12 protein-coding genes and 1 pseudogene are annotated in these 11,757 nt (G+C 43.7%); all 13 read right to left on the bottom strand.

Annotated elements, in window-relative coordinates:
* Positions 1-173: 173 nt before the first annotated feature.
* Complete coding sequence (nadE, locus tag AZ66_RS21185) at positions 174-1,001, bottom strand: ammonia-dependent NAD(+) synthetase (RefSeq protein WP_044356643.1); 828 nt, start codon at positions 999-1,001, stop codon at positions 174-176.
* Positions 1,002-1,019: 18 nt separating this feature from the next.
* On the bottom strand, positions 1,020-1,634 hold the full coding sequence (nadD, locus tag AZ66_RS21180; protein ID WP_044356642.1) for a nicotinate-nucleotide adenylyltransferase: 615 nt from the start codon (positions 1,632-1,634) through the stop codon (positions 1,020-1,022).
* A gap of 16 nt (positions 1,635-1,650) precedes the next feature.
* Positions 1,651-3,135 (bottom strand): nicotinate phosphoribosyltransferase, encoded by a 1,485-nt coding sequence (locus AZ66_RS21175; RefSeq protein ID WP_044356640.1) that lies wholly within the window; start codon positions 3,133-3,135, stop codon positions 1,651-1,653.
* Complete coding sequence (locus AZ66_RS21170) at positions 3,128-3,703, bottom strand: cysteine hydrolase family protein (protein WP_044356639.1); 576 nt, start codon at positions 3,701-3,703, stop codon at positions 3,128-3,130. The genes AZ66_RS21175 and AZ66_RS21170 overlap by 8 nt, the downstream gene beginning before the upstream one ends.
* 159 nt (positions 3,704-3,862) lie before the next feature.
* Positions 3,863-4,639, bottom strand: a complete 777-nt coding sequence (locus tag AZ66_RS21165) for an NUDIX hydrolase (RefSeq protein ID WP_044356644.1) — start codon at positions 4,637-4,639, stop codon at positions 3,863-3,865.
* A 168-nt stretch (positions 4,640-4,807) separates the two neighbouring features.
* Positions 4,808-5,125, bottom strand: a complete 318-nt coding sequence (locus AZ66_RS21160; protein WP_044356638.1) for a hypothetical protein — start codon at positions 5,123-5,125, stop codon at positions 4,808-4,810.
* Between the two features lie 122 nt (positions 5,126-5,247).
* Entirely contained in the window at positions 5,248-6,030 is a 783-nt protein-coding gene (locus tag AZ66_RS21155; protein ID WP_044356637.1) for a sugar phosphate isomerase/epimerase family protein, read from the bottom strand.
* Between the two features lie 361 nt (positions 6,031-6,391).
* Complete coding sequence (locus AZ66_RS21150) at positions 6,392-6,805, bottom strand: NAD(P)H-binding protein (RefSeq protein WP_052648729.1); 414 nt, start codon at positions 6,803-6,805, stop codon at positions 6,392-6,394.
* Between the two features lie 55 nt (positions 6,806-6,860).
* Positions 6,861-8,255: an aldehyde dehydrogenase gene (locus AZ66_RS21145; RefSeq protein WP_044356636.1), complete on the bottom strand. Its 1,395-nt coding sequence runs from the start codon at positions 8,253-8,255 to the stop codon at positions 6,861-6,863.
* A gap of 135 nt (positions 8,256-8,390) precedes the next feature.
* Positions 8,391-8,693, bottom strand: coding sequence for an ArsR/SmtB family transcription factor (locus AZ66_RS21140; RefSeq protein WP_044356635.1), 303 nt, complete (start codon positions 8,691-8,693; stop codon positions 8,391-8,393).
* A gap of 85 nt (positions 8,694-8,778) precedes the next feature.
* Entirely contained in the window at positions 8,779-10,146 is a 1,368-nt protein-coding gene (locus tag AZ66_RS21135) for an APC family permease (protein WP_044356634.1), read from the bottom strand.
* 14 nt (positions 10,147-10,160) lie between these two features.
* Entirely contained in the window at positions 10,161-11,096 is a 936-nt protein-coding gene (locus AZ66_RS21130) for an acetamidase/formamidase family protein (RefSeq protein WP_044356633.1), read from the bottom strand.
* A 300-nt stretch (positions 11,097-11,396) separates the two neighbouring features.
* Positions 11,397-11,555: pseudogene (locus AZ66_RS32925) on the bottom strand (glycosyltransferase); the annotation flags it as partial.
* Between the last annotated feature and the right edge of the window lie 202 nt (positions 11,556-11,757).

The raw sequence follows: 11,757 nt of genomic DNA, 5'->3' as shown, positions 1-11,757 counted from the left end.
AGATCTGCTATTATCGCATGCAGCAGGCTTCATTCGATTTAGAAGCAAGTCATAGAAACCTATAATTTATACATTGGCCCCCTTTTCTGATATCTTCTCCAAACCCCCATTTATATATATCTACGCCCTTTTCGATAAAGAGGCTCGTAGCTTACGGGAATCTCGTTAGTTCCTTACTTCTCTTTCTTCCACCATTTATCAAATGGTGTTACGGGCAGTTCCCGTTTGTGTTGTGTCACTGCGTAGCGGGTTTCAATATTCACCTTCGCGTCTGGAGCAACTTCGCTGCCGATTAGATATTCATCCAACACCGTATATTCCAAACCAAGCTCAGCTTCATCAGATTGTTGCGGCTTGTTGTCGAGAAGATCTGCTGTTGGCGTCTTCAGATATAGACGTTCTTGTGCATGCAGCGCGATCAAGAGTTCACGCCCTTGACCTTTCGTCAGTCCAGCCAGCGGAAGAATATCAGCTCCGCCATCACCAAACTTGGTGTAAAAGCCAGTGATTGCTTCTGCGGCATGATCGGTTCCCACAACAAGGCATTGATGCTCGCCTGCCACAGCATACTGTGCAATCATACGCATTCTTGCCTTCACGTTCCCTTTATGGTAATCCGAAAGGACTCTTCCGTCAGCATCCTCATAAGCTTCTGCAAATACATCTACAGGAGTCTCTATATTAAACGTAAGCGCATCGTCAGGATTAATGAATTGCAGAGCAAGCCTTGCATCATCCTCATCTTTTTGTGTCCCGTAAGGCAGACGGATTGCAATGAATTTGGCTTCATAGCCTTCTGCACGAAGCTCTTCAACCGCTAATTGGGATAATCGTCCGGCAAGTGTCGAATCCTGCCCTCCGCTAATTCCTAACACAAATCCTTTCGCTCCCGTTGTACGGCAATACTCTTTTAGGAAATCCACCCGATTACGAATTTCTTCCGCAGGCACAATCGTGCGTTTTACATGCAATGCGTTCATGATTTTGGTTTGCTTATTCATATCCCGTTTCCCCTTTCATTATTTGTATAGGTGATTGATTTGAATGTAGTCGTAAACCTGATCAGGAACCAAGTAGCGCGGCTCTCCGCCCATTTTGAATTCGTCTCTGATATAACTAGAGCTAATCTCCATTGCCAGCCCCTTGTCGATCAAATGAAACGTGTGTCCATCATCTGCATTCCGAAGAATTGGAGATTTGCTAATGGCCGACAGCATATTGATGCCGTCTCTTGCCATGACAATGAACTTATTTTCACGAATTAGTTCCTCTGCCCGCTTCCATTTCCCTTCACCGATATCGACGAGCAGATCAGCACCCATGATGAAATACACTTCGTCATTCGGATATTTCGCTCGAAAATGCTTCATGGTTTGGTACGTGGCAATTTCCCAACCAGGTTGATTCATTTCAAAATCGTCAACTTCAAATTTGTCGTTACCCTCAATCGCAACCCGAACCATGATCATTCGATGTTCATCCGAAACGTTCAACTGTTTATCTTGCCGCTTGCTGGAACAAGGCAGGAAAATCACCTTGTCCAGCTTGCAACGATGCGCTACGGTGCTTGCTGTCCAAAGATGGACATTCGTGATCGGATCAAAGGATGATCCATAAATTCCGATTTTCGCCATCTCATCCAGCCTCCTTCTAAGCTTCGAGAGCCGCTTGAACTTTATTACGAACTTCTTCAATCAATCTCATCTTATTATTCCAGCATGCTTGACTGAGGTTAACAGGGTATTCTGCTGGATTGAGCGTCCGTTTATATTCATCCCATAGTACATCGAGATTTCCTTTTACAAACTCCCTAATTTCGTTAAGCGTAGGTACATCGTACACCAAGTTTCCATTTTCAAAGATGGTATGATGAAGTTCTCTCGCTTCAAATCCCGTTACGAATTTTGCGATATACGTGTGAACGGGATGAAACATGTGCAAGCGCTGTTCCGACTGCGGTTCTTCATGTTCCAGTGCAATGTAGTCTCCCTCCGATTTCCCATTCGCCTTGTTGACAATGCGGTATACACGCTTGCGTCCAGGGGTCGTAATCTTCTCAGGATTCGAGCTGATTTTGATCGTATCGACCATAGTTCCGTTTTCGTCTTCAATCGAGATCAGCTTGTATACGGCACCCAAAGCGGGTTGATCATACGCTGTAATCAGCTTGGTTCCAATGCCCCACACATCTATTCTAGCCCCCTGCGTTTTCAGGTTCATGATGGTCTGTTCATCAAGATCGTTTGAGGCATAGATTTTCGCATTCGGGAAGCCTGCTTCATCAAGCATTTTACGAGCTTCCTTCGATAAATACGCTAAGTCTCCACTATCAAGTCGAATACCCTTAAAGTGGATACGATCACCGAATTCCTTTGCCACTTTGATTGCCGTAGGGACACCAGATCTCAGTGTGTCATAGGTATCAACAAGGAATACACAGTCTTTATGCGTTTCCGCATAGGCTTTAAATGCTTTATATTCATCACGATAGGCTTGCACCATTGCATGAGCGTGTGTGCCCGAGACAGGGATGCCAAATAACTTCCCTGCCCTTACATTCGACGTTGCTTCGAATCCCGCAAGATACGCAGCTCTCGTACCCCAGATCGCGGCATCCAGTTCTTGTGCTCGCCGGGTTCCGAACTCCATGCAATGATCCTCACCTGCTACTTGCTTAATTCGAGATGCCTTTGTTGCAATTAGGGTTTGATAATTAACGATATTAAGTATCGCAGTTTCAATTAGCTGTGCTTCGGCCAGTGGTGCTTCAATTCGCATAATCGGTTCATTCGCAAAAACCAGTTCCCCTTCTTTCATCGAACGAACGGTTCCTGTGAAACGAATGGTCCGAAGGTAGTCCAGATATTCTTCGCTGTACCCTTCTTCCTGTAGATAACTCAAATCACTCTCGGTGAAGCGGAAGTCATACAAATATCGAATGACCCGCTCCAACCCTGCAAAGATCGCATATCCGTTCTGAAATGGAAGCTTACGGAAGTATACTTCAAACACTGCTTTACGGTTATGCATGCCATTATGCCAGTAAACCTGCGCCATATTAATTTGATATTTATCGGTATGCAGCGCGAGACTGTCATCACCATGATTGAATACGGGAAGCTCAATCTTATTCATTTTCGTTTACCTCCTTTTTGACTACTGCAGCTCCGAGCGAGCCTTTGAAATGTCTGAGTGCCCATACATGACCTTCGGCATCAAAGCTTGCAACGGCATCCTCGTGAACGACTATATTGAAGCCTTTATTGTAAGCGTCGACTGCGGTGTGGAGTACGCAAATGTCCGTACAAACGCCTACAAGATGAAGTTCATTTATCCCTCTTGCTCGCAGTAGAAGCTCTATGTCCGTACCTGCAAATGCACTGTATCTCGTTTTGTCCATCCAATAGACATTATTAGCGTCTTTATTTGCTTGATACAATTCCTCCAATTGGCCGAAGAGCTTCCGACCTTCGGTTCCCTCAATATTGTGCGGCGGGAACAGCTTCGTTTCCGGATGGAATGCATCATTTTCCTTATGAATGTCGATTGCGAATACAACGAAATCACCGCTTTGAATAAATTCTTTCGTAATTTCAGTAATTCGTCTGTCAATCGCTTGCCCTGGTACTCCACAAGTCAATGACCCATCCGTGGCAACGAAGTCCTTTGTATAGTCAATATTAATAAGTGCTTTCTTTTTCATTGTGTACTCCTCCTTTTATTTAACTATTGCATAATTGTTAATTGTATTTGTAAAAAAGAGTAGTGACAATAAAGTTAAGTTAGCACTTCAACCATCTCACATCGACTTTCAAGTGCTATTTACTTTAGTCACCATCTTATTGTAATCAGCTAACATCAATCACATTCTGGTATGATAAATGGATTTGTTTAAATCCATTTCAACGAATCGATACAATTGTGTCGGTCGTTTCGATGTTCGGGTCGTCTTCTTCCCTTCAACCTCTTGGATAAAGGGCAAGGATTTGATCTTTCTAGCAAATGCCGACTCCAACGCAATTGCGGAATCATCAGTGACTGTAAGAAGAACGGCTTGCAGCTCCGAGTACGTGAATTCTTCGGGCAGAAACTCCTTTGCGACAGTCGTTTCGAGCAGTTTCTGGCGAATCACATGAATCGCATCTGCAATGATTTGTGCATGATCAAAAGCAAGATCGAGATTCATAACCTCTTTTACCGAGAACAATTGAACATCTGAGGCATCATCGTTTGCCTGTCTTTGCGACAGCTTGTGCTCTGGTACAATCGCAAAGTGTGCATTTGTAATCATCCAGCCCCGCGGATCACGTCCAGGTTTATCGTATACACCGTAATGTTCAAGATGAATGTCCTCTACACCTGTTTCTTCTTGCAGCTCACGTTGTGCACTTTCATAGGCAGTCTCATTGGGATTGACGAAGCCACCCGGCAATGCCCACTTCCCTGCTTCGATATTTGGCTTCCCTTCGCTGTTTAGCATACTCCGCTGAATGAGCATAATTTTGAGCTCCATCTCGGGCGGTTTGAATTCTTTGATTGTAACAGGCACTATCGTAAAAACAGCAATATCAGATGTATATCCATCTGGCGTTCGATATTGTTTGACATCATATTGTTCCAAGGCCTCTTTGTTTGACACGATAAGCACAACCTTCTCTCTTTTAACAATTACCAATGTGTTAATTGTATAATAAGGGTTACTCAGCCTTTTGTCAACCTATATTATTCCATGTCTTTAAAGACCTTTATTCTAACTAATTTTAAGTAAATAAAGAGCCTCCTTTTTGGGGAGGCTTCTTTCAAAGTTTCATGTCTCAACACGGTTATATGTATGGTTAAACCATTGTTTACAAACTAAAAAGACACCATTTAATAAACCATAAACAATAACTTTGTCTCCATTAACGTTATAAAATGAGAACTTAGAGAAGAAAATATAGTTATCTCTTTCCATCCCCAGAAGCTTAAAAGCAACAGATGCTACAAAGTGATTTGCATCTGCTTTCTTACTCACATAATCAGTAAAGTCATCTTTATTCGGATTCGTAACGGCTAAAATGATCAGTAATACACCAATAACAACGTATTTGAGCGATGACTTCTTTTTTGTTTTTTCTTCCGTCATGATTGTACAATCCCCTATTTTCTATATATTTCTCATCCAACACAAAAGACTAATGATATGTAATGATTCTGTATGATAGTTTTGTAGAATATGTATCCTGCAATATCCATGATTGTTGCAGATTATTTCCGTTTTAATTCTTCCAGCCTTTTTGCTCGTTCACACGCTTTATGTAAAAACTCTTTAGCTGATAAATCCGCATAATCCCAATTCATGGCCTCTATTGCGATCGCGCCTGAATAATCCGTTTCCGCGATTTTTTTCATGGTTGTAGACCAATCAATCGTGCCATCAAAAGGTAATCCATGTTGGGCATAACTTCCGTTATTATCATGTAAATGTAGTGCCATCAGCCGAGAACCGTACACGGATAATAAATCATAGTCTGGATAATGGCGGTAGTGATGTCCGGAGTCATAACAGAATCCGATACGCTGCGAATCTACTTGCTCCAGCACATATGCCAAATTGGAAAGGTTCCATAAATTCTCCATTGCAACATTGACACCAAGCTGTTCAGCTTTTTCAGTGATTCTCTTGATTCTATCCAATCCCAATGTGTTATATGGATTGTCTTCGTTAGGCAAATGCACCACCATTGTCGGAATCTCAAAATCAGCGCAATCTGCAACACATTGCAAATAGCAATCAGTTGCGGTTTCACCGTTCAGATTGTCAAGCCAGAGGTTGTTTTCGTTTTGGATTGGTGTGTGGATATTTTCGATAAATAGACCCGCTTCTCGCGCTATTTGCGGCCCTTTGCGGTAATCGTTCCGGCCAAAGCAGTCACGACCAAAGCCATCACTCCACCATATTAAAACGCCATCAAATCCAGCTTCTTTGATTAACTGAAAACGTTCCTTGTTCGGCAATTCAGACCCAAACCAATCATAAATGGTAAGCATAATCCTCTTCCTTTCTTGCTTTTTTTATCATAGCTTTTACATAATTCATAGACTTTATCTCATTATAGTATACTTAATATTGGAAGTAGACAATAAATGATATCATTGCAAGAACGTGAGATGATATCACCCGCGAGCTTCTCCCCCTCTCCGTAATTTCGTTGTTCCAGCTGAATAGACCTTGATTGCTTCCGGCACCCGTATTGGCTTGTAGTTATAACGAAGACTGCCCATAGATAGGCAGTCTTGTGATCGGTCTATACTACTAAAGCGGTGCAAACTTTGTAATCTCATCAGAAGTATATATGGTAACTTTCTGCTCTTTGCTTCGTAAAGCGATAACTTTCATTGGATATGCGACCTATTCGCTCTCGATCATCCCTTTTACACGATTATAGTGAGACCATGAAGCTTCATTTGCCCCCACTGCGGTAATTATGATGAAATGTTCGACCTTTTGCTTTTTTGCTAAAGCTGCTATGGTACGCGGATACTCAAAATCCACCTTTTGAAATGCTTCGCGAGTCCCTGCCTTTTTGATCGTTGTGTCTAAGCAGCAGAACACATCTTGTACTTCTCCAATATCCTCTTGCATGATTTTATCGAAATCACGAACAAGTACTTCTATCTTCGGGTGTGAGTACGTTCCAGGACGTCTAACAATCATTTTCACCCGTCCATACTCTTTACTGTTACAAAGCAATTTTACTAACTCAGTCCCTATGAATCCTGTTGCTCCTACCACTAAGGCTGACCGTTTCGCTTCTATGATCATCGATCCCATCCTTGCTACAATCCTAATGATACCTATATCGGTAAGAAATAAAATTCTAACGTAAGAACTTTTTGACCAATCTCAGTTTCTTCTCATTGTAAGGAGGCAAAATAAAACTGGTATCGATTTTTGTGGTCTTCTTTACAATGCTCTTATGATGTGAAAAAAGGTCGAAACTATATTTCCCATGATAGGCGCCTATGCCTGAATTCCCCACGCCACCGAAAGGCAAATGACTATTCGCAATGTGAAGAATCGTATCGTTTACACAACCGCCACCAAAGGAAACTCTACGCAACACCTCTTCCTCACAATTCCTATCCTCTGTGAACAAATATAAGGCCAATGGCTTCGGATGCTCTTGAATGGTGTGAATGGCATGGTCTAACTGATCGTATTCCAGAATCGGTAGAATCGGCCCAAAGATCTCGTCTAACATAACCGCATCAGACCAAGATGCTGCCTCCAGTAATGTTGGTTCGATATACAACTTCTCTCTTACTGATTTACCGCCATAGACTACGTTATTTCGATCTTTTTCCAGAATTGAATTCAATCTATCGAATTGGCGCTCATTCACAATGCGGCCATAGTCCTTACTTACCATCGGATCTTCTCCATAGTAATTCACGATGACCTCTTTCATTTTTGAAATGAGAGCGTCTTTGACTTCCGAATGTACCAACATGTAATCTGGCGCAATACAGGTTTGGCCTGTATTCATAAACTTGCCCCATACAATTCTTTTCGCTGCTGCATCTAAGTTTGCAGTCTTGTCTACAATGACGGGACTCTTCCCTCCAAGTTCTAAGGTTACGGGAGTCAGATTCTTGGCAGCAGCCTCCATCACGATCTTCCCAACCTGTACACTTCCCGTGAAAAAGATATAGTCAAAAGGTGCATGAATAAGTGCTGACGTTATTTCCTTCTCCCCTTCTACGACGCGGATGTAGTTCTTATCAAAGATCTCGTTAATCATTTCATGAACGACTCGCGTTGTATGAGGTGTATGTTCCGAAGGCTTAAGTACCGCACAATTTCCCGCAGCAATTGCTCCAATAAGCGGTTCAATCAGCAATTGGAACGGATAATTATAAGGCCCGATAATGAGTATTGTCCCATATGGCTCTTTTATAATGCGACTTCTAGAAGGCCATAAAGCTAGAGGTGTTTTTACCTTCTGGGGCTTCATCCATTTCTTCACTTGCTTCATTGTGTTCTTCATACTATCCAATACAAAGCCAATCTCCGTTGAATACGCCTCATATTCGCTTTTCCCTAAATCTTGATACAGTGCTTTTGTAATTTGGTCTTCATTACGCTTAATGGCATCTTTTAATTTGCTCAGCTGTTCGAGGCGAAATTGCACAGTATTCGTCGTTCCTTTTTGAAAAAATTCTTTATGTTGCGCTAATATGCTATCCACTTCCAGCTTCTCTATTTGATTCATTCCTTTACACCCCTTTTCTATTCTCACTGTATAAATTCCTTATGCTCTTATCCATCCAACAATTCCGAACATCTAAATATCTAAGCGTTCAAACCCTTGAACATATAGGAGATTACAAATGCCTTTAGATTTGCTCTAAAGGCACTCATCTTCAAGTAACGAAAGTAGTTTTTTTAACGAATCAACAGCAGTATTCAAGGTTACGGAGTAATACCGCTCTGTACCGCTCTTCTCCATCGTAACTAAGCCTTGATCCCGCAGCAATTTCAAATGATGAGATATCGCAGGACGCGATAATGTAGATTGCGATGTTATTTCACCAACTGACATTGGCCCCTGTTCACTAAGCCACAGAATGATATCTTGGCGATGCGGATCTACTAACAGTTGGAAAAAAGGAATACATGTGCGAAATTGCTCTAATGCCTGCTTTCCCATATTCTATCCTTTCTTCATGACGTTGTAACGAAAGGTTTAAAATCTTGAAGTAAGCGTTTTGTTAATCCATAAAGATAACAAGCATCTACAGATCCCCCGCGATCGAAGCATCCTTCTTCGTCAGCTTCAGATAGATCATATATACAATCCCAATGCCCATCCATATGAACCCGAACTGTTTGGAAGCAGCGTCAAGACTGTACCAGACGTAGCCGATAATCACGAGTCCGATGAGCGGATAGAGCAGATGATTCAAGTAATCCTTGCTCTTCAGCTTCCGAAGGAAATAGTTGATTACCGACAGATGAAGAAACAGGAAGGCTGTCAATGCTCCGAAATTGACGAGCGAGGACAGACTGGCGATATGCGATGAAAAGCTGAGCGTGACGATCAGCGAAATTGCCGCGACGATCAGGACGCTCACATAAGGCGTTTGATACTTAGAGTGGACTTTGGCCAGAATCCCCGGGAGCTTCTTGTCGCGCGCCATGCTGTACAGGATGCGGGAAATGGCTGCTTGGGCCACCAGCGAGTTGGCAATCCCCCACGCGAGTGCCGTGGCGATAATGGTTGTCCACTTCAGCCAAGGTCCGCCTGCGAGCTCGGCGATTTGATAGAAGGCGACATCAGCGTTCTCGAAAGTCGTGTAATCCGGCCACAGAAGCGCCGCAACCCAGGTTTGGACGATAAACATGATGCCGATGACCAGCAGAGAGAAGACGATGGAACGGCCGACGGCCTTTTTGCCTCCGTTTGTCTCTTCAGCAAGCGTTGATACCGCATCGAAGCCAAGGAAGCTTAGCACCGCAATGGATACCGCTCCCATGATCGTGCCGATGTTGAAATGAGCTTGGTCATATAGGGGCTTAAATGTAAAGGTGGCGCCGTTAACCCCTTTCGCAACGGCAATAACCGCCGCAGTAATGAACACAGCAAGAATGAGCAGTTGCAGCGTGACTATGATTTTGTTTGCTTTTGCCGTAATCTCGATGCCAAAAATATTGATAACGGTATTGATGCCGATAAAGATCAACAGCCAAACATAGGACGGGATCTCGGGAATTATTGCTCCTAGGGCTGAGGCGCTGATCAAATACAAAAGCGACGGAATAAGTATGTAGTCGAGCAGAATCACCCACCCGGCAAAGAAACCGACATGTTCATTGATGCCGCGTTGGGCGTAGGAATAAACGGATCCAGCAATCGGAAACGCTTCCGACATTCGCGCGTAACTCAGCGCCGTGAACACCATGCCGACCATGCCGATCAAATACGCGAGAGATACCATCCCGAACGAGCCCTGCGCCACGTAGCCGTAAATGCCGAATGGGGCGATCGGGACCATGAATATAAGCCCGTAAATCAATAAATCCCAGAACGATAAGGAACGCTTGAGCTCTTGTTTGTACCCGAACTGTTCCAAATTAGCCAGACGCTCCGGCTGTGACGTCACGTTTGTCTTCAGACTTATCCCTCATCTCTCCCGGAAATTGTTGACTGTTCGAATAATTTGACATTATAAGCATCCAGCGCGCTATTCGGCATGAAGAATCTTGCTGTCATGAGTGGATCGACAATCTGCGAGATTTGCGATTGGCCGACGGCACTGCACAGCATCGTCAGCTCGCTCAAGGACAGCTCTATGTGGGGAAGCAGCGCATCGATCATGACTTCTACAGCCTTACGTGCCGCTTCATCAAGCGTAGGCTTGGATACGATCGAAGCTATCCCTTCTTGATTTTTCACAAAAGGATACGGGATGCTTGTCCCCTTGATGACTTCGAGCGTTACCGTTACACGAGCGGAAACTTCGATGCCGGAGACGCCGACTTCGCCGTCCCCCATCGCTGCATGCAGATCGCCGAGGCCAAACAGCGCCCCTTCATGGAAAACGGGAAGATAGAGCGTCGCTCCGGTGGTGATCAGCTTCGTGTCCATATTGCCGCCATGCGCCCCGGGAGTGCCGCAGGAAATAGGCTCACCTGCTGGAGCAACGCCGATCACTCCGATCATGGGAGTCAAAGGAATGTGCAGCTTATCATTAAAAATCGCCTTGTCGTTTTCTATGGGGATGATTTTGATTTGAAACGCATCGATGCGGTGCCCCATGACGCCAAGTCCGGGTCCTACGGCCATGACGCCTTGCTTGTCCAATTCAATTTCGTTGATATGTACTTTGAGGATATCGCCAGGCATAGCGCCTTCGACATAGATCGCTCCCGAAGCCGGATTGATCTGGTTCCAATCGATGGATTGGAACGTAGCTTGTTCCGATTGAATCTGATCCTTAAAGCAATCGAAGGTATGGATGACAACACGGGAATTGGATGGAACGCGCAAAGCTTGAGAATTATCTTTGCTAAATGAGTAGAAAAATTGCTCGTTGGATACAGTAAACACTATGTACAGCCTCCTTCAAGTTTTTCTTTTATATAGTTAGTCAAATAAGCGGAATCAGCTTATTTCTATCGTATAACGGAAAACGATAGGGAGCAGTTTGCAGCCGTTTGTCGAAAATAGAATGCCTCCCGCCAGCTCCACACCTCACGGTTTCTTTTGAGCTCACATGCTGAAAAACGGCAAACCGCTGGCCGTAAATATTCACCTCTCTTTCTATGGTTAATTATAGCAAGTTTCTACTCAAATAGAAGAAATCACACTAAAAATAGGATGCAGAAGTACACAACACAAGCTTATTACCAAGGCTTCTCCATAATAGAGCTTGAATACATCGCCTATGTCCTGTTGGTTCCGCATGAGCCGATCCAATACATCCTTTTGATCTGCACGATCAGAAATGGCGCTGACCATATAGCTTCTCGTCCATATCGTATGGTCGATCCAAACCTTCTGCATATCGACTTATGCGATCAAGACGCGGCGAATTTTATGGCTTTAATCTTGATTAACAACATTACGAGACCGAGGAATAGCTTCCTCGGTCTTCTTTGTTTCGGTATTGTGGAGACTACTTTCAGGAATTCCTGCACGCCGCTCAAGAATTACAATATTTCGATATACCCTTCTGTTCCATGCACGCGAATTCGCTGCCCATCTATTATCC

Source organism: Paenibacillus sp. E194, assembly GCF_000935845.1.
GTDB classification, from domain to species: domain Bacteria; phylum Bacillota; class Bacilli; order Paenibacillales; family Paenibacillaceae; genus Paenibacillus_B; species Paenibacillus_B alvei_B.
This window is presented reverse-complemented; position numbering and strand designations above follow the sequence as displayed.